This is a genomic window from Polynucleobacter duraquae, from assembly GCF_000973625.1.
Lineage (GTDB): Bacteria > Pseudomonadota > Gammaproteobacteria > Burkholderiales > Burkholderiaceae > Polynucleobacter > Polynucleobacter duraquae.
This window is the reverse complement of sequence record NZ_CP007501.1, coordinates 395,960-417,501: the sequence shown is the minus strand read 5'-3', so window position 1 is coordinate 417,501 and position 21,542 is coordinate 395,960. Positions and strand designations below refer to the sequence as shown.

General features: G+C 44.9%; 21 protein-coding genes. 9 read left to right on the top strand and 12 right to left on the bottom strand.

Features of this window, described 5'->3' with window-relative positions:
* Window positions 1-5: 5 nt before the first annotated feature.
* From CL55_RS02260 to fliF, 4 genes are read right to left on the bottom strand one after another with little or no spacing between them, the layout of a single operon-like run.
* Window positions 6-1,391 (bottom strand): FliI/YscN family ATPase, encoded by a 1,386-nt coding sequence (locus CL55_RS02260; protein ID WP_046329684.1) that lies wholly within the window; start codon window positions 1,389-1,391, stop codon window positions 6-8.
* On the bottom strand, window positions 1,388-2,197 hold the full coding sequence (locus CL55_RS10410) for a FliH/SctL family protein (RefSeq protein ID WP_052728713.1): 810 nt from the start codon (window positions 2,195-2,197) through the stop codon (window positions 1,388-1,390). The genes CL55_RS02260 and CL55_RS10410 overlap by 4 nt, the downstream gene beginning before the upstream one ends.
* On the bottom strand, window positions 2,184-3,278 hold the full coding sequence (gene fliG, locus CL55_RS02250; RefSeq protein WP_052728712.1) for a flagellar motor switch protein FliG: 1,095 nt from the start codon (window positions 3,276-3,278) through the stop codon (window positions 2,184-2,186). The genes CL55_RS10410 and fliG overlap by 14 nt, the downstream gene beginning before the upstream one ends.
* A gap of 17 nt (window positions 3,279-3,295) precedes the next feature.
* Window positions 3,296-5,245: a flagellar basal-body MS-ring/collar protein FliF gene (gene fliF, locus CL55_RS02245; RefSeq protein WP_052728711.1), complete on the bottom strand. Its 1,950-nt coding sequence runs from the start codon at window positions 5,243-5,245 to the stop codon at window positions 3,296-3,298.
* A gap of 164 nt (window positions 5,246-5,409) precedes the next feature.
* On the opposite strand from fliF, the gene CL55_RS02240 reads away from it, so the two are divergent.
* From CL55_RS02240 to fliE, 3 genes are read left to right on the top strand one after another with little or no spacing between them, the layout of a single operon-like run.
* Complete coding sequence (locus CL55_RS02240) at window positions 5,410-6,564, top strand: sensor histidine kinase (RefSeq protein WP_046329683.1); 1,155 nt, start codon at window positions 5,410-5,412, stop codon at window positions 6,562-6,564.
* Between the two features lie 14 nt (window positions 6,565-6,578).
* Entirely contained in the window at window positions 6,579-8,054 is a 1,476-nt protein-coding gene (locus CL55_RS02235) for a sigma-54-dependent transcriptional regulator (protein WP_046329682.1), read from the top strand.
* Window positions 8,055-8,074: 20 nt separating this feature from the next.
* Entirely contained in the window at window positions 8,075-8,398 is a 324-nt protein-coding gene (gene fliE / locus CL55_RS02230; RefSeq protein ID WP_046331082.1) for a flagellar hook-basal body complex protein FliE, read from the top strand.
* An 88-nt stretch (window positions 8,399-8,486) separates the two neighbouring features.
* Here the strand turns inward: fliE and CL55_RS02225 are convergent, their stop codons facing one another.
* From CL55_RS02225 to CL55_RS02200, 6 genes are all read right to left on the bottom strand, one after another.
* Window positions 8,487-8,780 carry an EscU/YscU/HrcU family type III secretion system export apparatus switch protein gene (locus tag CL55_RS02225; protein ID WP_046329681.1) on the bottom strand — a complete coding sequence of 98 codons (294 nt, stop codon included), beginning with the start codon at window positions 8,778-8,780 and terminating at the stop codon, window positions 8,487-8,489.
* On the bottom strand, window positions 8,780-9,841 hold the full coding sequence (locus CL55_RS02220) for a hypothetical protein (RefSeq protein ID WP_156156255.1): 1,062 nt from the start codon (window positions 9,839-9,841) through the stop codon (window positions 8,780-8,782). The genes CL55_RS02225 and CL55_RS02220 overlap by 1 nt, the downstream gene beginning before the upstream one ends.
* A gap of 77 nt (window positions 9,842-9,918) precedes the next feature.
* Window positions 9,919-10,296 carry a flagellar export chaperone FliS gene (gene fliS, locus CL55_RS02215; RefSeq protein ID WP_046329679.1) on the bottom strand — a complete coding sequence of 126 codons (378 nt, stop codon included), beginning with the start codon at window positions 10,294-10,296 and terminating at the stop codon, window positions 9,919-9,921.
* Between the two features lie 29 nt (window positions 10,297-10,325).
* Window positions 10,326-11,972, bottom strand: coding sequence for a flagellar filament capping protein FliD (fliD, locus tag CL55_RS02210; protein WP_046329678.1), 1,647 nt, complete (start codon window positions 11,970-11,972; stop codon window positions 10,326-10,328).
* A gap of 95 nt (window positions 11,973-12,067) precedes the next feature.
* Window positions 12,068-12,466, bottom strand: a complete 399-nt coding sequence (locus CL55_RS02205; RefSeq protein WP_052728710.1) for a flagellar protein FlaG — start codon at window positions 12,464-12,466, stop codon at window positions 12,068-12,070.
* A gap of 63 nt (window positions 12,467-12,529) precedes the next feature.
* Entirely contained in the window at window positions 12,530-13,312 is a 783-nt protein-coding gene (locus tag CL55_RS02200; RefSeq protein ID WP_046329677.1) for a flagellin, read from the bottom strand.
* Window positions 13,313-13,714: 402 nt separating this feature from the next.
* Between CL55_RS02200 and CL55_RS02195 the strand changes: the two genes are divergently transcribed.
* The 6 genes from CL55_RS02195 (at window position 13,715) to CL55_RS02170 (ending at window position 20,600) form a co-directional block, all read left to right on the top strand.
* On the top strand, window positions 13,715-14,404 hold the full coding sequence (locus tag CL55_RS02195) for a tetratricopeptide repeat protein (RefSeq protein ID WP_046329676.1): 690 nt from the start codon (window positions 13,715-13,717) through the stop codon (window positions 14,402-14,404).
* 240 nt (window positions 14,405-14,644) lie between these two features.
* Complete coding sequence (locus CL55_RS02190; protein WP_046329675.1) at window positions 14,645-14,845, top strand: hypothetical protein; 201 nt, start codon at window positions 14,645-14,647, stop codon at window positions 14,843-14,845.
* Window positions 14,846-15,198: 353 nt separating this feature from the next.
* Entirely contained in the window at window positions 15,199-17,289 is a 2,091-nt protein-coding gene (flhA, locus tag CL55_RS02185) for a flagellar biosynthesis protein FlhA (RefSeq protein ID WP_046329674.1), read from the top strand.
* Between the two features lie 33 nt (window positions 17,290-17,322).
* Window positions 17,323-19,050 (top strand): flagellar biosynthesis protein FlhF, encoded by a 1,728-nt coding sequence (gene flhF / locus CL55_RS02180; RefSeq protein WP_046329673.1) that lies wholly within the window; start codon window positions 17,323-17,325, stop codon window positions 19,048-19,050.
* Window positions 19,047-19,859: a P-loop NTPase family protein gene (locus CL55_RS02175; RefSeq protein WP_046329672.1), complete on the top strand. Its 813-nt coding sequence runs from the start codon at window positions 19,047-19,049 to the stop codon at window positions 19,857-19,859. Before flhF ends, CL55_RS02175 begins: the two co-directional genes overlap by 4 nt.
* 51 nt (window positions 19,860-19,910) lie before the next feature.
* Complete coding sequence (locus tag CL55_RS02170; RefSeq protein WP_052728709.1) at window positions 19,911-20,600, top strand: FliA/WhiG family RNA polymerase sigma factor; 690 nt, start codon at window positions 19,911-19,913, stop codon at window positions 20,598-20,600.
* A gap of 19 nt (window positions 20,601-20,619) precedes the next feature.
* Here the strand turns inward: CL55_RS02170 and CL55_RS02165 are convergent, their stop codons facing one another.
* Together CL55_RS02165 and CL55_RS02160 are read right to left on the bottom strand one after the other, a co-directional pair.
* Entirely contained in the window at window positions 20,620-21,033 is a 414-nt protein-coding gene (locus tag CL55_RS02165) for a flagellar protein FlgN (protein ID WP_046329671.1), read from the bottom strand.
* A gap of 92 nt (window positions 21,034-21,125) precedes the next feature.
* Window positions 21,126-21,476, bottom strand: coding sequence for a hypothetical protein (locus CL55_RS02160; protein WP_046329670.1), 351 nt, complete (start codon window positions 21,474-21,476; stop codon window positions 21,126-21,128).
* Window positions 21,477-21,542 lie beyond the last annotated feature (66 nt).

Below are 21,542 nucleotides of genomic sequence, written 5' to 3'. Positions count from 1 at the left end.
CAGATTTACAGATTAGGCGGACTAATTTCAGCCAACAAACTTTCCGTTTGGTCTATGGAAACGGTTACATCGGCGTCTTGCTGTAAAAAGGCTTGGATTTTTGGCCAAGCTTGCAAAGCAGCATCTAATTCTGGGTCACTACCCGCAATATAGGCACCCATTGAGACGAGATCCCTGCCTCGCATATATCGGCTGTATAACTGCTTCATTCTTCTGGCAGAGAGCAAGTGCGCTTTAGACACTACTTTTGGCATGACACGAGAAATTGACTTCTCTACATCTATAGCTGGGTAGTGTCCGCTATCAGCCAATTCTCTAGAGAGGAAGAAGTGTCCATCCAAAATACCGCGTGCGGTATCGGCAACAGGATCGTTAGTGTCGTCACCCTCCAGTAACACAGTATAAAAAGCAGTGATCGAGCCATCGGGGTTGGCGCCATTTCCAACTCGCTCGACTAGCTCTGGCATGCGGGCAAATACACTGGGAGGATAGCCACGTGCAACCGGCGCCTCTCCTAAGCTGAGGCCAATTTCTCGCAAAGCCATTGCATAACGGGTAAGTGAATCCACAATCAGCACTACATGCTTACCTTGATCTCGAAACCAAATCGCAACATCGGTTGCGTATGACGCTCCTTTTGAGCGCGCCAAAGGAGAAGCGTCTGCAGGTGCCGCAACAACAACGGCGCGCTTGAATGATTCAGGGCCCAAAGTGTCTTCACAAAACTCCCGCACTTCACGCCCACGTTCGCCAACAAGACCAATCACAATGACATCGGCAACACAATTGCGCGCAAGCATACCTAGTAAAACACTTTTACCCACACCAGAACCCGCAAATATTCCAACGCGCTGGCCACGACCTACTGTTAACAAACCATTTACTGCTTGAATACCAACATCCAAGGGTTCGTGAATAGGCGTTCTATCCAAGGGATTTAACATTCTTTGGATGATGGGTGAAAATTGTTTTTCACCATAACCCTTACCATCGATTGGTCGACCTAAACCATCGACTACTCTGCCTAGCAAACTCTCGCCAATCGTCAAGGGTTCATCTACGCTACTGGAGATATAACCTGCACCAGAGTTAAAGGGCGTATTTGCTGGATACACCAATGCACCTGGCGAAATATTTTCCATAGCATCAATCGGCATCAAATAGGTAATTGCACCATTGAAACCAATACACTCGGCATCGTAAGTCTTGCCGCCCAATTCAGATAGGATGGTAGCGCCCGACCCAATGCTCATCGGCAAGCCTTCAACCTCTAAAACAATTCCGGAGACGCGCTTTAACTTTCCTTCTCGAATTGAATAAGGCGTTTGCATTAAATGTTGACGCCGCATCTCAATCTGATCTACTAATTCCCGAGCTTGCAAAACACTCATTTTTGATTCGCCTGACTATCGGGATCAATTTCAGAATCGCTCTGTACATCTTCCTCAGGATACGTCTCACTATCAGACTGATGATCTAAAAGTTCAGTAGTGATTTTTGAATCAATCTCTTTTTTTTCCTGCATTACGGCTCCATCTAAACCTAAAGCCGCCTTCACTAATGCAATACGCGCCTCTACCCCCACATCAATGCGAGCGCCACTCACCTCTACATAAGCGTGCCCTGGACGAACATCGGCGTCTACTAAGATCGTGCAATTAAATGGCAAGCCTGGGTCTTCAATAATCCTTCTCCAAGTTTCTACTTCTTCAGCGCGTAAGCGGAGATAGAGATTCTCACCAGGTCGAGGTAAACGCATCAGCGCTTCTTGCACAGCCATAACAAATGGAGCGCGCTCCATTGAACTGTTAGCGCTTAAACGTGAGGCGATTTCAAAACTAAACTGAGTTAAAGGTGCTGCAATTGCCTCGGGCATTCCAACAAGCGACTCTAAAAGTTGCCCCAAAGCATTTTGCAAACGAAGTGTCTCTTGCTCAGCGTCTTGATACCCCGCTTTATACCCCTCGTCGTAGCCAGTTGCCTTACCTTCGTCGTAACCAGCTGTGCGCCCTTCTACAAAACCCTCATTAGAACCGAGCTCATAGGCTTCTTCATAAGCGTCATGTCGAATTGCTTCGACTTCCTCAACGGTGGGGTAATGAATCGGAGCCACCTTAGGTGGCTTAGGAGGTTTAGGGGGATCAAAAGAAGGTGGCTCCCATCGCGTTAGCAGGGAGTCCTCATCAGAGGAAGGCATCAGCGGACTTACCTCTCTCCATATTGACTCGACCTTCCTCACTCAAGGCACGAGCGATTGCAATCACATCTTTCTGACTTAACTCGACTTCAATTACCTTCACAGGCGGTCTTGTTTCAAGATCCTCACGCACTGTATCGGCAGAGCGTTTTGCCATATTTTTAAAGATTTTTTCACGTAATTTAGGACTTGCACCTTTCAATGCAATAATGAGTGTCTCTTGCGGAACCTCTGTCAATAAAGTCTGCAATGAACGATCTTCCAACTCCAAAAAGTCTTCGAAGACAAACATTTTTTCTTGAATGGCATCAGCCAAGTCACTGTTGTAGTTTCGAATATTTTCTAGGGCGACTTTATCCAAACCACCCGAGAGCATATTCAAAATCTCGGCAGTAGGTACTACGCCGCCAACAGTACTGCGACGAAAATCCGAATCTGGGCCTGAAGAGCGGGACATTACTTCGTTCAACTCTTTCAGAGCAGCTGGCTGCACTTTTTCTAAAAGAGCGATACGTAAGATGAGTTCGTTACGCAGCTCATCTTGGAATAGCTTGAGCAAGCCAGCAGCTTGAGTGGGATCTAAAAATACCATTACTGTTGCGATAATCTGCGGATGTTCATTTTTGATGAGCTCGTACAGAACATCTGACTCCATGCGCTTCAGGGTTTCGATACCAGACATGTCCAGCGTAGACTCAAGGCGGCCTAGAAGATCTGAAGCTCCTTCCGCGCCCATTGCTTTGGTAAGCATGTTCTGCATAAAGTCATCAGTGTCAAATGCAACTTGTGTATTGTTGGAACTAACATCCTTAAATTGCCGCAATACTTCCAACACCAAATCTCTACTCAAAGATCGCACGACCGCCATCTTTCCTGATAGGCGTTGCACCTCAAATGGAGTCATGCCACGCATCACATTAGCCGCAGATTCAGCACCAACAGCCAAAAGTATTACTGCAGCACGAGAAGCGCCGTCCAAATCATCGAAAGAAATCGTACCGCCAACAGGCGCAGCTTTGACACCCTCTTTCAGAGCCTCTGCTATCGATAGCGATTTTTCTACGGGAGCTTCATCAGCCAAAACAGATTCTCCTCATGTTATGCGGCGGGCGCAGCTTCAGCATTACCAGCATTTTGCTTAGCCGCATCTTCAGACAGCCACTCTTTGAAAATTGCAGAAACAGCTCGAGGATTATTTTCCACAAAATCTTTCGCGTACTGAAGTAGCTCTTCGTACTCTTGCTTCTTCTCTTCGTCGATCCGTTTGCGCTCTTCCTCTGTCCGTTTTCGATCTTCTTCAGCTCTAGCACGCTCTTCTTCTTCAGCAAGGCGCTGGCGCTCACGCAAGAGCTCCACTTCCATACGGCGCTTTTCACGCGCCCGAGGATCCATCTGCGCCATTTCAGCTTTAATCTTCTCGTCAAACTCTTCCTCAATACGCTGCTCTTCCATAACCTCGTCCTTTTTGGGAGGAAAGAGTAAGGGACGTACGACTCCAAAAAACATTAAACCAAGCGAACCTAAAATAATTGCAAACTTGAAAAATTCTTTGCTTAATTCAATGACCCCAGCTTGTTTATAAAATGGTGGTTCATCACTCACTTCAACCTTAAATGGGATATTGGCAACACTGACACTATCTCCACGCTTTTCTGAAAAACCCACAGCATCTCTTACCAAATTATTGATTTGATCAAGCTCTTTAGCATTGTAGGGAATTGGCTTTCGAGGATTGCCTTCCTTATCAACGCCAGGGGGCTGTTTGTAGTTCACCACCACGCCAGCAGACACTCTCCTAACTTGACCTTTTTCAGACTTAATTCTCTGAATAGCCCGGTCAAGCTCATAGTTGATCGTGGCATCTTTTTTGATATTGCTCGCGCTAGAACCTGAACTTGTAGGAGGTGCATTGAGATTTTGTGGTCCCGCTCCGCCAGTAGCCGCTTGAGTATTAATCGGCGCTTGCGCAGCACCTGGTGCTTGATTGGTTAAAGCGCCAGGAACACCAGAGGTAGTCGAGCTGGGTGTGGCAGCTTCATTGGTTTGTTGACTGCGAATCGAAGATTGATTGGGTGGCGAATTACGACCAAAAGTTTCTTCAGTTCTTTCTAGTTCGCCAAAATCCATATCGACCGTGACTTGGGCTCTGACATTTTCCTTACCAGTGACGGGCTCTAGGATCGATTGCACTCGCTTGGATAGCGCACCCTCAAGTTCGGCAACATACTTTAGTTGCGTGCTGTCTAAGCCTGCCAGACGCTGTGCATTAGGGGCAAGCAAACTGCCTTCCGAATCGACAATCGTGACATTCGCTGGACCAAGGTTTGGAACGGAGGAGCCCACCAAATTGGTAATCGCTGCAACTTGCTGAGGATCTAAAAAACGTCCAGGATGCATTGTCACTATGACGGAGGCCGTCGGCTTTTCCTGTTCGCGCATAAATGCGGTTTGCTTAGGAATTGCCAACATCACTCTTGCAGATTTGACTTGCGCTAAGGAGCTGATACTGCGGGCTAACTCACCTTCTAAACCACGCTGGTAGTTAACTTGCTCAACAAATTGGCTCGTTCCCATTTTTTGGTTTTCAAGCAGCTCAAAACCCACATTACCAGCCTTGGGTAGGCCCTGACCCGCCAAACGGAGGCGAGTTTCATAAACCGCTGATTCGGGCACTAATATGGCCGCCCCGCCTTCGGTGAACTTATAAGGCACATTCATTTGCTGCAAAGCCGCTACGATCGCCGCTCCATCTCGCTCATTAATGCTCGAGAACAAAATGCGATAGTCATCTTTGCTTTTTCCAGAGACAGAAACAAATACCAGTACAGCAATGACCAAAAATACTGCTGCTGACAAAATTAGACGTTGCTGGGCATTGAGTGCTTTTATGCGATTTTGTAGGCCAACTAAACTTTGGGGGAGGGCTACACCGCCCCCGCTAAAAGCGCTGGCTGGAGCTACTGGGGCAGCGGCCACCTGCGAGCCAATATTGACTACTGCCGCATCTCGTTCGCTTTCCTGTAATCCGGGTTGCGTTTCTTCACTCAATTTTGATAGATTCCGTCATGTCAGGGCTGATTCTGAAAAAGATCATAACACTATATATAGAACATTTTTGCCTATTTTGCCTAAATGTTGATATCCTAGGAGTTAATTGGATAAAAAAACGGCAAATATTGCCTACTTACCGCCACTCCTTAAAGAATAGTTAATTGACCCAAAATATCAGTAAATTGCCCCCCAAGCAGGAAACACTAGATGCCACCAAACATCTGGAAGAGGCTTTTGCGATTTTCTACGCAGAATCTCAGAAACTCGAGGCCCAACAGGCAGCCCTGCAGGACAAGATCAATCAGCTCAGTAGCGAACTACAAAAATCCAATCAACGTCTGGCGATTCTGCTCAATGCCATCCCAGCCGGGGTTATTTTGCTGGAAAACGAGGTGGTGTTATTACATAATCCAGCAGTACTGATTTTTCTTCCTGAATTAAAACCAGGAGTGACTTTTGAAATTCCAGCTGATTGGCTACCCTCTATTACCCCAGGGGAATATGTCATTGCAGAAAATGGTGCCCATCAACGCTTACAAAAAACGGTTCAAGTCATTCGAATCAATGAAGGCTCGCGCAGTTTTATTCAAATTCAAGACATCACTACCAACATTTCGCGGCATGAAGAAACACAACGAGAAAATCGTTTGGCGGCCATGGGGCGCATGGCTGCCGGCATAGCCCATCAATTTCGTACGCCGCTAGCAACGGCACTGCTTTATGCATCACATCTTTGCGATGGAGAAATTAATACTGACACCGCTAAGGAGTTTGCTGATCGCCTGCGTAAGCAACTATTAGATCTTGAGAAACTATCTCAAGATATGTTGCGCTTTATTTCAAACAAACCAAATAAGGCAGTATTAGTAAACGCCACCCAAATCATTGAAGATGCTCAAGCTAGCATTCAATTTCTCTTTAAGGCTAAGCAAGTCAGCCTGTCGGTCACAACAAGCAATATCAATCATGGAAGTCTGTTAGTTGAGCCCAAAGCAATATCCAATGCCATTGTCGCAATTCTAGAAAATGCGCTCGCAGTTTCTAAAGCCAATGAAACGGTCAGCTTAATGGCTTCAAGCGATCAGCAAATGCTAACGATTACGATTTCTGATCAAGGCCCAGGCATCTCCAAGGAGATCCTCAATTCCTTGTTTGAGCCATTTGCCACCACGAGTGCCAATGGCACTGGGCTTGGTCTTTCTATTGCCAAAAATACCATTGAAACGCACCGAGGCAGTATTAGCGCGGAGAGTTCTAAACAGGGCGCAGTCTTTAAGATCAGCCTACCTTATGACCATTCTTCTTTAATTCATTAACCCAGAAAACTTCTATGCGTGCCAGCGACCCACAGCCATTTCCCGTAATTTTGATTGAAGATGATGAAGACCTCAGAGAAGCAATTGCCGTCACTTTACGCATGAATAAAATTGACTTTGTGACGCACCAACGGGCTGAAACAGTCATTCCTTTATTGCGTCCCGACCTAAAAACGGTTTTAGTAACCGATTACAAATTACCAGGAATGACTGGCTTAGATTTACTAAAGATCGCACAAAAAGAATGTCCTGATCTTGCGGTTGTCATCATGACCGCCTTTGCAGACGCCAAACTAGCGGTAGAGGCCCTGCGAGCTGGTGCAAGGGATTTTTTAATTAAACCGTTTGTACCGCAACAACTCATTGATATCATTGCGCGCAATCAACCCGAATCTATTCAAACATCTGAAGTAGTAACCCCTACCCAAGCTTCACAACTAGTCGGCTCTGAGATTCGCAGCCCCGCACATCAGTTAATTGCCGCTGATCCCGAAACAATAGCAACCTTTGCTCGCTGCGAGAGAGTAGCCGGGACCGACACGAGCGTTTTGGTCACCGGCCAATCTGGTGTTGGCAAAGAATTGGTAGCGCGTCATATACATCTACATTCCAAAAGAGCCAATGGTCCCTATATCGCAATTAACTGTGCAGCGATTCCCGATACCCTACTTGAATCCATTCTTTTCGGACATGAAAAGGGTTCCTTTACTGGCGCAACTAAAGCCCAAACCGGTAAGTTTGAGCAAGCTCATAAAGGCACGCTTTTTTTAGATGAGATTGGTGAAATGCCTGCCACTTTGCAAGCCAAGCTATTACGGGTGTTGCAAGACAAAATGGTGGAACGCATTGGCTCTACTGAGCTAATACAGGCCGATGTTAGGGTCATAGCAGCAACCAATCGCAATCTTCAAGAGCAAGTCAAGAGTGGCCATTTTCGGGAGGACCTATACTTTCGACTGGCAGTATTTCCAATCCACGTTACTGAACTTCGTAAGAGGCCGCTGGATATCTTGCCACTAGCGGATTTCTTTTTATCCCGTTACCGCATGAACATTGGCCGAGATGAACTGGTGTTGAGTGAGGGGGCAAAAAAACTACTGAAAACGTATTCTTGGCCAGGTAACGTTCGGGAATTAGAGAATATTATCCAAAGAGCCGTATTACTTGCTGATGGTGATCAAATTTTGGCTGGGGATTTGGAACTGGGGGATTTAGGAGCGAATTCACTCGGAATAGCAAAAAATGCTATTCCTGACCTCTCCTCCACTGAAGAGCCTATTATGGATGCACCGAAAAGTGGCACAAATATTGCATCAGATATTGATGAGATTGGGCAAGACATTGATTCAGTAGAGCGTGATCATATTCTGAAGGTTTTGGCCAAAGTGGATGGCAATAGAACCAAGGCAGTAGAAATATTAGGAATTTCGGCTCGAGCATTACGTTATAAGCTGAAATCTTATAAAGAAGCTGGCTTTATTAATAACTGATTTTGTTAGATAATATGACAATGAGTACTCCAAACGTAGATGCCATGATTACCCGGATGCAAGCACTTGCTGCTGCAGCCAGTGGTAAACCTGTCGCTACTGATGCTCAAAGCGCCAACGGGGTTGATTTCTCGGCAATTCTGAAAAATGCGATCGAGAACGTCAATACCGCTTCAAATAGCGCCCAAGCAAAAGCTCAGTCTTTTTCCACTGGGGCATCAGATACCTCATTAGAGGATGTAATTGTTTCTCTCCAAAAAGCCAATCTCTCACTGCAAGGCATGATCGCTGTACGAAATAAACTGGTTGAGGCCTACAAAGAAGTGACCAATCTTCAGGTCTAAGTCTAGCTCTCAGCGCTTAGGTTTTTTGTAAGGTTTGATTTTCTACTTCAAACTTTTTTAGTTTTAAAGTAACTTGGTATTAGAGTAGTTATTCCTCCACAGGCTTTTCGAGCGTTTTGCCATCTAATTCATATGCCCATGCGAGTACTTCTGCTACCGCAGCATATAGCTTAGGGGGAACCAATTCATTTAGTTTGAGCTGCATTAAAAACTCAACTAGCTCAGGCTCTATTTTGGTCGGAATGCCTAATTCCTTCGCTTTTGCCAAAATAGCTTCAGCAATAAAACCTTCCCCTTGCCCCGTAATCCTAGGCGCGGCGCTATTCATTTCATACTTCAGCGCAACTGCCTTGAGGATCTTTTTCTCTTCCTTATCGTGCATTACTCAGGCGCCTCTATTTGACCTAAACTAACCCTCGTCTCGGGATCAATTTGCGTGTGCAATTGGTCTTCTAATGTAGCAAACGCTTTCGACATGCTTGCTTGCGCCGCGGGATCTGCCTGAACGATTAACTGCAGACTTTCGCCAAACTGAGTGCCAATAATCTTTAATGGACCTAAGTTAGGTAAGCCCACTTCTAGGGTTATACGACTACCCTTTTCCAGTTGATTTGGCTGATGAGGATCTGATTGCCAGGCATCTTCACGATATAAACGACCCTGAACATTGGGCATTAACTGACCTTGCCACAATAAGTCACCACGCAATAATAGGCGCATCGAATCACGAATGATTGGCGCATCGTTTGATAATTGCGCCATAAGTTCACTGGCTTTTTGCTTGTCACCTGCCGTCAGAAACGAATCCATTTTGTCATCGGCACTGCCCGCAGGAAATAGCACACGTTTTAACTGATCGGCCGCAAAAATACCAGAAGCTTGCAAACTTAGGTATAGAGCCCCCATGACCACTTTTGGATCCTGCGTGCCAGGCTTACTGGGATCTACTACTGGCCAATTCACCACTACGCTTTTAGTCTGATTTAAGTTGACTTGATTTTGTGTACCGGGAGCTATTTCTGGGGTATCAGCAATCAAAGTTTCAGAAAGCAACTGCCCTAAGGCGGCGCCTCCCAAACTATCCATCCTGCTTAAACTCTCAGATACTAGATTGTTTAAATTAGCCTGCGTAAGCTTCGCTGACAGATTAGATTTACCCAAAGCAAGGTTCGAAATTTCTAATAACACTGCTTGCTGAGCACTGGGTTCACCAGACTCCAGCATAGTTGTTAATTCTGCAAGATTACCATTTTGCAGGGCAGTTCTGACAGCATTTCCTGCAGCCGAGTCCACTACTGGCATTGGCATATTGAGCGCTAAACGCGGATCAATTGCATTCAGGCTTTCTACAGTAGATGGAGCAGATGGTGGGGTAACTAAGTCATTTTTACGGACATCCACCATTGGGTTGATGGTTAGGCTTGAAGGTATTGGTATTGGCATATCACCTCTTCCACCTAAAATATCCCCTAAATCTTACTTATGTGTTTTTTGACTAAAAACACACCACTTAGTAACTATTAAACTCTGTCAGAGATCTCTACCCATGCCTCATAGAGTGGAGTTAATGTGTTTATCACATCCTGCACCTTATCTGCCGAACGTTCAGCGCGAGCAGAAATCAATTCTTGTATTGACCAAAGGTAAATTACGCTCAGATTTTCAGCAATTTCTTTGCCTTTTTTATAATCTAAACAGCCAAGCAAGCCTTTAATAATCAAGTCACTTGCCTTAACAAAACTATCGGCGGGCATCTGATCGTTTTCAAGCGCCTTTTTTGCGGTAGTTAAATGATCAAATATACGCTCATGAATCAATACAATAAGTTCTCGTGCATCAGCCGCCATCACCGAGGTTAGGTTATTTCCATCTGCGTATTTTAAGGCTGCTTTATTCATAATTACACTTTTCGAAATCCGTCAATTAACTAGTTATTATTCTGACCGTCAACCAAACCTGCTAATGCGCTGGTTAAAGCGCTACTAGTATTATTTAATTTGAATAATAGCGCATTTAAGCTAGAGTACTGGCTGATATAGCTTTTTTGCTTAGAATCGAGGCGCATTTGCAATGCCACCTCTTTTTCACTCATTTGATATAGATCATCTTGTTCGTTACTAATGGATTCATTTAAGTCACCGCCGACCTCAATTTGTGAAGTCAAAAACGCATCTAGATTCTCGGTGTCAGAAAAACTCGTTGAACCAATATTAATTCCAGAGGCTAAGATAGTTGCAAGACTATCGGTACTAGCATAATTTACCGCATTAAATTCAAGCGTACCATCTGAATTGATGTCGATACCTAGTTCATATAAATCCAAGGCAGTAGAAACGCCGCCACTTTCATAAGTAATGCCTGTTGAGAGCATAGACTTAATTTGATTGATAAAAAATAGGGTTCCGGGCGATCCCGCTAAGGAACCAGCTGCAGTAGAACCTTCGCCCTTTTGCGTGAGTTTTTTGGACATCGCAGTAAGGTCATTAAACGCGGTAATGAATGCCTGAATTACCTCCTGACCGTTATCAGGGCCGGCCGCTAGAGTGATGGTGGCGGCCTGAACTGTAGTGCTAACTAAATTGAATGTTGTACCAGATAGTACATCGCTAATATTATTGGTAGCCCTCTTAAAATCAAGTCCATTTAAGGTAAATTCCGCATCTTGAGCTTGATTACCATAAGCTGTATCAGATCCTAATACAGCTGCAGCTGAAGAGATTGATGCACCACGTAAACCAAAAATGACATCATCTTCAGTACCAGATTGAGTGCCCTGGATAATCAATTCATATTTACCGGATACATTACTCTCAATGCTGGCAGCAACATCTATTCCAAGCCCATTAATCCAGGTTCTCAAATTTTCAATAGTGGTTGTACTGTCTACAGCTAAGCTCTTGGTTTCGCCCGCGAATATTAGATCAAATGTACCAGTAGCGGTGAATCCAGCCAAGGCATTATTAGTTTCAAAGTCTGCAGATAATGCATCATGCGCACTAAAAGTGACATCATTGTCCTCACCAGATTGAGTTCCCTGAATGATCAAAGCATATTGGCCGGATGTCGTTTGGGTAATGCTGGCGGCAACATTTAAACCTAGTCCGTTAATAAAGGTACTCAAATCTTCAATAGTGGTTGCACTATCTACAGCTAAGCTGTTAGTTTCACCCGCTACTATTAAATCAAACGTACCCGTCGTGAATCCTGCCAATGCATCATTGGCTGTAAAGGCTGAATTGGCAAAGATATATTGGGCAGGCTTGGCTAGCTTATCAACCTCTATTTCATGGCTACCAATTAATGCGCCCGTTGAACTAGAGACCGTAACTGCCGATTCATTTGAGCTGCTAGCAACTGCCGCAGAGTAAGAGTCTGGATTTTCAACAGCCTGAAGGGCTGTTTGGAATGCTGCCACTTTGCTTTTTAACTGCCCCAAGTCACTAATCAGTAAATTTTGGCTGATAATTTTCGACTGCAATGCAACCAAAGGCCTGTTCTCTATGGCCATTAAACCTTCGACCATGCCAGCTACGTCAATTGCTGCTGTGCCAGAGCCAATACTTGATGTAGCCATTTTTTATCGCCTTAAGGAGTCAGCCCATAAAACTGACGTATTAATATCCTAAGTGTTGCAAGTTTTGTGCCATTATCAAAGCGGGCAACAAATCATTAGGCTTTTTGATTTACTAGAGCAGAGATTTGGGTCAGGCTGTGCGCTATTCTAATCATCTCTTCTGATGGCAATTGTCTGACTACCTCACCAGTTGCGGGATTGGTGACTCTCACAATGTGGTGACCTGTCGTTCCATCTATTGAGAAATTCAAATTGCGCCCCATGGTACTGACAAACTTTTGCATTTGCTCGGCTGCTCTCGCAACTGTTTCACGTGATGGCTGCGTCACTTGGTTAATATTAGAAGGCCTAAATTCTGCACTAGCTGCCGCTGCAACAACTGCTGCATCTGTGTTTGTTTTTCCAACCGTGCCTGAAGTGGTTCCGTTGGGTTGATTTAACTTAGACGAACTAGCCGCAGATGAAGCTACGCTTCTTGCTGTTATCTCGCTCATCTTTTACTCCTTAAAAAAGTTAATAGGGGCCAGTTTTTACCCTGGCCCCACCATCATAGTAAATTACTTCAACAGTGACAAGATCACGTTTGGCATCTGATTAGCCTGTGCTAGCATTGCTGTAGATGCTTGCTGCATGATTTGACCCTTGGTTAATGCTGCAGTTTCTGATGCAAAATCAGTGTCCACAATAGCAGAACGCGCTGAAGTTAAATTAGCACTTTGTGCCTGCAAGTTTTGAGCAGAATATGTAGCGCGTGAGATCAAGGCGCCCATTTTGGCTCGCTCTGAAGAAATGCTTAGCAAATCAGTGTCAATGCTTGAAAAGGTGCTGGCAGTAGAGGTAATAGCAGCATTTGCTGTTATGAAATCAATCGTAGTGGATGTTGAAACACCGGACTGAACGCCATAAGTTGAACCTGCAGTTGTACCAACCAGGCTGATTCCGTTGTAAACAGCTTCAGATCGTGTTAAGGCAATTTGTGCCACGATTGCAGTCGCTTCAGTAGTAATTTGAGCAACCTGAGAAGAACTTAAAGCTTCATTTCCTGCTTGAGTACCTAATGATTTCATGCGTAACAACATATCCTGGATTGTTGCCAGCGCTGTTTCAGTCACCTGAGCCATACCAATAACGTCGCTTAAATTGCGGTTTGCTTGGTCAATGCCGTAAATTTGAGACTGCATACCCATACTAATTGCGAGACCAGCAGAGTCGTCTTTCGCGCTATTAATACGCAGTCCTGATGATAGGCGCTGTACTGAAGTCGCTAATTTGCCTTGCGCAACGCTCAAGTTATTTTGAGCGTAAATGGAAGCCATATTGGTGTTAATTACCGTTGCCATGTTTTTCTCCGTTATTTCAAGTTAGTTTCAAGTTAGAGAGGACCAACATCAAATAGCTCCTCATACCTATTCTGTTACGGTGGTGCCAAGGAAAGTGTTTAGGTATTCTTCACTCTACTTCCCTGAACTAGCATTGAATAACATAAGTCATTGTTTTAATTAGATTTATTTTAATATAAATGTAAGTAATCAATTACTTATTACACTATGATTTATCCTAATTTGGTCTAAAGTGAGTCCTGAGGGCAAGATAAGAAATGCTTTGGATAGACTAATCTGCATCCCTAATATCCGCATCAATCATGGCATCTGGTCAATTAATGCCTTTTTTGCCCACACCACGAAATTCTCACTAAAATCATCCTTAGATCTAGTTTTGACCATTTATGAAGGTGTTTTCCCATGACCATGGAATTTGACAATCCCCGTTTGCAGGCTGGCATCTCTAACCTAGAGCGCGGTCGCTTCGAGGCCGCTTTTGAGGTCTTTTTTGACATCGCCGTTAATGAGGCTGATGAAGAAGCTGCCTTTGCTCTGACGAGAATGTGCTTTGATGGGCAATTAAATCCTGAGCAGGTCAATAAGTTATTTGAATGGCTCAATTCGTATAGCCGAAACAGTAATGGCTATGCCAACTTTAACGTGGGTCTGATGTATGAATTGGGTATGGGTGAAATTGCCCGTAACGTGAAAACAGCGGTGCAATACTATGAAAAAGCCATCAAAGATGAGGTATTGGATGCCTATTGCAATCTGGGCAACATATATGTATTCGGAACAGGTATTGACCAAGGCGTACCCAAGGACATCCCTAGGGGCGTGGAATTACTCACTGTGGGAGCTAATGCGGGTAGCCGAGTGGCGGCCTATAACCTAGGTACTTTGTATGAAAAAGGCACTGCTATCCCCCAAGACTATGACAAAGCCTTCTATTTCTTGACTCTGGCCACCCTACAAAAACATGAACACGCCCACCGCTGTCTGATTATTTTTGAAAAGGCGATTAAGGGCGATTTCACCAAAGTCTATGATGCTGCAGAGCAGCAGTTCTGGAAAATTCAAAATATGCGCAAACTCTATCGCTCGCTGTAGTAACTGCCCTTATTAGCTGTCGCAAGGAGAGCACCCCGTTAAATATATAAATATAGCTTTCTAGCCCCCAGGAAAAGCTCGTTGGGAGCAACATCAAAACTATTTGCTATCTATGAAGTTGCATGGCATTTCAAATAACTGAAAGATCCCAAAATTCGAGCCTATACTATATTGAGCTACCTTGCGGTAGTCGTGAAGGAGGGTGCAGCTTTCCTTGACCGACCCCAAGAAAGGTACTCCATGTCCAGCGCCATCAATGACTCAATTCCACAGCCGCCTCTGTTGGTCCCCAAATCATTAATTGCCTCTAAAACCCCTGTCAGTGACCCTAATAGCAGCGCCAGCATCCCGGTTTCAGTCACAAAGATTAAAACAACAGCCGAGATCACGGCCACGGCACCTCTGCAGGTTGGCTCAAGCACGATTCATCTCAAGGCGTAGGTCGCACGTTCGAATCGGGTAGTACACCAAAGCCAAAAGCAAATAAAACACAGCTTGCAGGACCTCAGCACTTAAGAAAAGCAATTCATATCTTTTCTTTTAGCTTTAACGACTGAAGGGCAAACTTGGTCTACCCAAGATCACAGCCAGCAGGTCATGAGGAAATTTTTGCCTTTTTTCACACTTTTGGGGCTTTTTTACCCCTATTTTTAGTGTGAATGGGGTATATTTAGTGGCAATTATTTCCTTTTCTACCATATGTAGTGGTTTTGTTACTTTTTTACGTTTTTACTTTTAAGGCAACTTTTGAAGGCTTTCTTCACGTCCTCTTGTTTAGCCGCACTAATTAAGATATGAAGATCTTAGGTTTCGAGCTCACTAAGCTGCAGCCATCAGCGCAAGGTGCTATACCCGTCTTAGTTTTGCTTGTCTTGATTATGATGCTGGTGCCTTTGCCAGCACTTTTGTTAGATGTACTCTTTACCTTCAATATCGCACTGTCCATCATCGTTCTTTTTACTGCGATCAATATTAAGACTTTTAAGGACTTTGTTGCCTTTCCGACAGTGCTGTTGCTCACTACTTTGCTTCGCCTTTCCCTTAACGTAGCTTCTACCAGAATAGTGCTTATGGAAGGTCACAAAGGCACCGATGCTGCCGGAAAAGTGATCGAGGCCTTTGGGGTTTTCTTGATTGGGGGTAATTTCGCAGTTGGTATTGTGATCTTTATCGTGATTACGATTATTAACTTTGTGGTCATCACCAAAGGTTCGGGGCGAGTCGCTGAAGTTTCTGCCCGTTTTGCCTTAGATTCAATGCCCGGTAAGCAAATGGCAATTGATGCCGATCTTAATGCCGGCCTAATTCAACAAGAAGAGGCTAAATCACGGCGCGCTGATGTGGCTCAAGAAGCAGACTTTTTTGGCTCCATGGATGGTGCTTCCAAGTTTGTACGGGGCGATGCCATGGCGGGCATCATGATTTTGGTCATTAACCTCATTGGCGGAATACTGATTGGGGTTTTGCAACACAACATGGATTTTGGAAAAGCCTTAGCCACTTTTGCCGCCTTAACCATTGGTGATGGCTTGGTTGCACAAATCCCTGCTCTTATTATTTCTACTGCAGCTGGTATTTTGGTGACTCGCGTTGCCACTGAAGATGATTTTTCTGGCCAGGTCTCTAAGCAATTTGAAGCCAATAGCAGCGCGCTAGGTGTAGTAGCCGGGGTATTGGGAATCCTAGGGGTTCTGCCGGGCATGCCGCACGTTATTTTTCTGGGCTTTGCGGCGCTCTTTGGGGGCTTAGCCTACTTAGCACATCAAAAGATTAATCGCCAAACCAAAGCAGCTGAACTAGCCGCTTCACAGCCAGCCGCTGTCAATCAAGAATTGGAATGGAAGGATGTTCCAATTGTGGAGCCTCTGTCTTTAGAGCTAGCCTACCGACTTATTCCGCTAGTAGATAAAGGTGATGAAAGTGATTTGATAAAACGGATTCGGGCGATTCGGCGTAAGTTTGTCTCTCAAGTCGGCTTTTTAATTCCCTCAGTACACATTCGTGATAATCTGCAACTCAATGCTGAAACCTATCGTATTTTGCTCTATGGTGCAGAGGTAGGTCGCGGTCAATGCTTACCGGATCGTTTGCTGGCAATTCAGCAAAGTGGTGATGAAACCATGCCTGGTTTAGCAGTAAAAGATCCCACTTTTGGCATGCCTGCAGTTTGGATTGATCGCAAGCTGCGCGACGAGGCAATCGCAAAAGGTTATACGGTAGTTGAGCCAGCCGTAGTAATCACCACCCATTTAGATCATTTAATACATCAGCATGCCGCTGAACTTTTGGGGCGTCAAGAGACTCAAGATCTCATTGATCATTTTAAGATGAGTTACCCCAAGCTAGTAGAGGACGTTATCCCAAAAGTGGTGAGTCTTGCCCAGTTACAGCGTCTTTTGCAACTCTTGCTCGATGAAAGTATTCCGATTAAAGATATGCGTACCATTCTAGAAGTGGCTAGTGAGCATGCTGCCAAACTCAATGATCCCCTTGAAGTCTTGTCACATATTCGCTATGCACTAAGACGCACCATTGTGCAAGACTCTCTCGGTGAAGGTAGCTCATTCCAAGTGCTAGGTATACAACCTGAATTTGAACGCTTAATTGAGCAATCTATTGGTCAGGGGGCTATTGCACCAGATGGCCTCATAGAACCCTCACTCGCGAGGATGTTTGGTGAAGAAGTGATTAGCGGGGTTCAAGAGTTAGAGAGTCAAAATCTTCCACCAGTCATTGTCAGTGGCACTCGGACCCGTATGACGCTATCTCGGATTGCAAGACGGGTCTGCCCCCAAGCGATTGTTTTAGCCTTGAGTGAGTTACCGCCCACATCCAACCTTGAGTTTTACAAAGTACTTTGTGCCCAAACGGGCAAAAACCCCTAAAATATTCACAGCAACCCTATTTGGAGCAACGCTATGGGCCCCCAAAAATTTACAGCCTCTAATTCGGCAGAAGCCTTAAAGCTGATTCGCAAGCGAATGGGTCCGGATGCTATGGTGATCTCGACCACAGATATTGACCAAGGCGTAGAGATCATTGCCATTAGCTCCGAAGATCTTGCTTCACTCTCAGACCCCTCTTTAGCCAGTAGTAAGGTTGCAAAAAAACCAGGGGGCTACTCACCCAATTACTCATCAGACAGACCGATTGGACGCAGCAACTCCTTTAGTAACTTAGGCAGTAACTCAGGTAGTAATTTCGGCTCTAGCTTTGATCGTGCGATTGCTCCGCCAAGTGCTCGTAATCCGTTTAGCGCAGATTTACCATTAGGCTCTTTGCGCCGCAATCCCGCCAGAGCGCAACATTCTGATCGCACAGAGCGCTCAGTCAGGGCTCCAGGCTCAGAAACTTTTACGCCCGCCTCTTTTAATGGCGCTGAACGCATTCGTCGCGGAGATGTAAATGTTGTTAATCCATCGAATAACGATGCCTTCTTTAGCGCTAGCGCTAGCGCCGCTGTTAGCGCCAAAAAGAAACAAGATGCGGTTGCCTTTGCAGAAGCAAAAGCAGATGCTAAGGCAGCGCTCAATCCAGTCCCTTTTGCTAGTGAAATCTTTGCTGCAAGTGCCCCCAGTACTAGCAGCGCCGCGCCCTCAATATTAGCGAGCACCAACACTGATACCGCAACCGCAATCAGCATGCTGCCAGCGAACGCAGCGGCCAGCAATCCAAAAGTAGAGCAATTGCTTGCTGAAATTAGTGAAGTAAAGTATTTGTTGCAATCGCATGTGGCTGGTAATTTATGGGGCAACATACAACAAGAAAGCTCGCACGTAACGGAGATTGTGAAGCACTTACTGAATAGTGGCTTTTCTCCTAAGTTATGCGCTCAAATTGCGCGTAACTTACCAGACGACTTTAATACCCCACAGCTCATTAAAAACGCGCGTGAACAAGTAAAGTGCTTAATCAAAACTTCTCGGGCGTTTGAAATCTTTGATCGCGGTGGTGTCTTTGCCTTTATTGGTCCGACTGGTGTAGGTAAAACCACTACTGTTGCCAAGATCGCAGCGCGTTGTGTTCTGCGCTATGGCCGCAATCAAGTGGCACTGCTCACCACCGATACCTACCGAATTGGGGCTCAAGAACAACTTAAGACCTATGCAAAAATTTTAGGTCTGTCTGTTACAGCACTGCGCGATAGTGAAGATTTAGCAAGCAAAATTAAAGAATTTTCTAATCGCAAAATTATTTTGCTAGATACCGCAGGCGTGAGTCAGCGCGATACTCTGATGGTTGAGCAATGCCAACTTCTCCAAAATGGATCAGATCGTGCAAAACGGATTTTGGTAATGAGCTCTACTACCGATTTACGCACCCAAGAAGAGGTAATTAATTTGCATAACCAAGCAATGCAAAATAGCCACAACAATAAATTAGACTCAGTCATCATTACCAAGATTGACGAAGCAGCCCACTTGGCGCCAGTAATTGATAGCGTCATTCGTCATGATTTGTCGATTTTATTTGTTTCGAATGGTCAGCGGGTGCCAGAAGATTTAAGTCTGCCCGATATCAACTATCTAAGTCATCGTGCTATGGCAATGCGTGCTTTTTCTGAAACGTTTTCTATCACTGACGAACAGGTTCCCGCTCTTTTATCCGATCACCTAGGTGACTGGATTCGCAAAGTCAATTCATGAACACAGTAGTGAGTGGTAATGATCAAGCTGAGGGGCTACGCAATATTTTTGGCGCAGAGCTGTGTCGCGTTATTTGCATTGCAAGCACCTTAGATGCAGACAGCACAATTCATTTAGGTCATGGTACAGCACAAAGTCTTAAGCAACACAATAACCACGTTTTGCTAGTCGACGAAATTCCCCTTGCGCAACGTAAAACAATGTCAGGGTTCTTATATCCCACACGCTATGATTTGGGCCAAGTTTTTAATAATGCAGTTCCACTTTCCCGCAGTATTCGTCAAATTGATGAACATCTTTGGTATGCCACTAGTACTAAACTACGATCTGAAGTGGAGCACCGCTTTGCAAAATATCCCCAGCTAGATGTTCGACTGATCCAAGAGCAGTTGGGTATTGACTATGTCATCTTTCCCACGATTGATCCGCAAGCTCAAATTGTGGCATTTTATGGCAGCAATATTCAGCGGATTTTAGTAACCGCCGGCGATCAAGCATCGCTTACCAAAGCCTTGGTGATGTTACGCCAAATGGCAATTTTTCAAGTGGATGAACCACTTGCAGTTATCATCGTTGGGGGAGAAGATGAGGCTGCAGGTACCGCCGCCTTCGAACGATTACAAAATGCTGCCAGATCTGCCTTGCATGAGGAGATTGAATTGATTGGCTGGATTGCTGCGGTAACTGCTCAGCGGGTCACTTTGGATACAGATGATCTAAGCTGGAACCCGCCAAGCGAAGGCCCGCAAGAAGAATTTGTTTTACCAATGGGCTTTTTTAAAGCAATTTCTGCGAAAATTAGCAGTTAAGTATTTAGTACTTCCTCTTTAGACCCCCTTAACCGATTAAGCGATCTGTCATTGAAGCCTTCTAGTTATTTTGCGTCTCTTGATATTGATGAAGCCATTCGCACTCATTTACCCTTGGTAAAGCGGATCGCCCACCAGGTTTGCTCTCGCTTACCGCCTAATGTTGAAGTAGACGATCTCATTCAGGAAGGATTAACCGGCTTACTAGATGCTCTCAAACGCTATGAACCCCAACCCAATTTACCGTTTGAGGCCTATGCTAAAACCCGCATTCGGGGCGCCATTTATGACTCATGTCGCAAAAATGATATTTTGCCGCGCAATCAGCGGGATGAATTAGTTGGTATAGAAAAAGTGACTCGCCAGTTAGAGCAAACCTTAGGACGGCACCCATCGGAAAAAGAAATTGCCCAAGGTGCTGATTTGAGCATTGAAGCGTACCATGCCATCATTACCAATATGGTGCATTTAATGCCTCTTGACGATTTATCTGATGATCTCATGCCTTCAGATACCGATGAATCTGACCCGATGCGCTCGGTAGCAATGAGTCAATTTGCAGAACGGATAGCCCTCATATTGTCAGGCTTACCTGATAATGAAAAATTAGTGATGGCACTGCATTACCAGGAAGATCTTTCTTATCGAGAAATTGCCCTTGTCATGAACATTACACCTGGGCGCATTAGCCAGATTCATACGCAAGGCATGATCCGTATTCGGACAAAGCTAAATACTTAATTCTTTCAAAGTTTTTTTCCTAGACTTTGCGGGAGAGTACACCGCCCACTGATCCTGGTACCCCTCCATCACTTCCGTAAGTAGCGCTAGGAGCTTGCTGTGCAATAAAAGACTGCATGGCAGAACTGCGTTGCATTGCTAAGCGAATCAGATCGCCATTGATTTGATGGTTAACCGAGGCTTGTTCTAATAGCGCTAATAATTGGGTCGTTTGTGCTGGCTCAAATTGATGAATATCTTGCTTGAGCTTGTCAGTGCCGCCTGGATAACTCTGTATGGCGTCTAGGGCCTCATTAGTACTATCCAGTGAAGCTGGTAGTTGATCCATATTGCTCGATTCCAATGCGGCGCGCAAACCCCCAATAGCACCTGCAATACCGTTTAAGAAATTCAATAAATCATCAAAAGACATTGATGAGTCTGCTTTTACCATCTTATATCTAGATTTCTTTCGAAAAACAATGGGAAGCTCAGAATCTGAGCGATATTAAGACCAAACCAGCTGAATTAAGCAGGTCTTAGACCTTAACTTTGCGAGCGATTTGGTTTTTGCCCAATTGCTGCAACAACGTCTTTTAGCATTGATTGGGAGATTTGTGCGTAATCAATTTCAAATTGACCGCTGGCTACTTTATCACGCAGTTTTTTAATTAGCAGATCATCGCTAACCTGATTAGCTTCAGTGGTACTACTTTGTGCTTCAGCAAGTTTAGCTGTCAGTCCAATATCTAAGTTCACTGCAGGGCGAGCCACAGCTGGTGCTGGAGTTTGATTTAATGCAGCATTACTAGTGCTAGCGGCTGAGTTTGAACCTGGCACAGCTTTCGCTGTTCCAACATTTGGCGGAATTAGTGGTGCATTCTCGTTAATTTTCATCTCATTCTCCTCAGTGCTGCTCAGGAAAGCACAACCTTTGTACTTTCTTAATATCAATGTTACTTC

Excerpts from the sequence above, each read along its gene's own strand:
- fliE (WP_046331082.1), top strand. The coding sequence starts at position 8,075 with ATGAGTACTCCAAACGTAGATGCCATGATTACCCGGATGCAAGCACTT.
- CL55_RS02225 (WP_046329681.1), bottom strand. The coding sequence starts at position 8,780 with ATGCACGATAAGGAAGAGAAAAAGATCCTCAAGGCAGTTGCGCTGAAG.
- CL55_RS02260 (WP_046329684.1), bottom strand. The coding sequence starts at position 1,391 with ATGAGTGTTTTGCAAGCTCGGGAATTAGTAGATCAGATTGAGATGCGG.
- CL55_RS02195 (WP_046329676.1), top strand. The coding sequence starts at position 13,715 with ATGACCATGGAATTTGACAATCCCCGTTTGCAGGCTGGCATCTCTAAC.
- CL55_RS02205 (WP_052728710.1), bottom strand. The coding sequence starts at position 12,466 with ATGAGCGAGATAACAGCAAGAAGCGTAGCTTCATCTGCGGCTAGTTCG.
- CL55_RS02175 (WP_046329672.1), top strand. The coding sequence starts at position 19,047 with ATGAACACAGTAGTGAGTGGTAATGATCAAGCTGAGGGGCTACGCAAT.
- CL55_RS02160 (WP_046329670.1), bottom strand. The coding sequence starts at position 21,476 with ATGAAAATTAACGAGAATGCACCACTAATTCCGCCAAATGTTGGAACA.
- fliS (WP_046329679.1), bottom strand. The coding sequence starts at position 10,296 with ATGAATAAAGCAGCCTTAAAATACGCAGATGGAAATAACCTAACCTCG.
- CL55_RS02190 (WP_046329675.1), top strand. The coding sequence starts at position 14,645 with ATGTCCAGCGCCATCAATGACTCAATTCCACAGCCGCCTCTGTTGGTC.
- CL55_RS10410 (WP_052728713.1), bottom strand. The coding sequence starts at position 2,197 with ATGCCTTCCTCTGATGAGGACTCCCTGCTAACGCGATGGGAGCCACCT.
- flhF (WP_046329673.1), top strand. The coding sequence starts at position 17,323 with ATGGGCCCCCAAAAATTTACAGCCTCTAATTCGGCAGAAGCCTTAAAG.
- CL55_RS02200 (WP_046329677.1), bottom strand. The coding sequence starts at position 13,312 with ATGGCAACGGTAATTAACACCAATATGGCTTCCATTTACGCTCAAAAT.
- fliD (WP_046329678.1), bottom strand. The coding sequence starts at position 11,972 with ATGGCTACATCAAGTATTGGCTCTGGCACAGCAGCAATTGACGTAGCT.
- CL55_RS02165 (WP_046329671.1), bottom strand. The coding sequence starts at position 21,033 with ATGGTAAAAGCAGACTCATCAATGTCTTTTGATGATTTATTGAATTTC.
- flhA (WP_046329674.1), top strand. The coding sequence starts at position 15,199 with ATGAAGATCTTAGGTTTCGAGCTCACTAAGCTGCAGCCATCAGCGCAA.
- CL55_RS02220 (WP_156156255.1), bottom strand. The coding sequence starts at position 9,841 with ATGCCAATACCAATACCTTCAAGCCTAACCATCAACCCAATGGTGGAT.
- CL55_RS02235 (WP_046329682.1), top strand. The coding sequence starts at position 6,579 with ATGCGTGCCAGCGACCCACAGCCATTTCCCGTAATTTTGATTGAAGAT.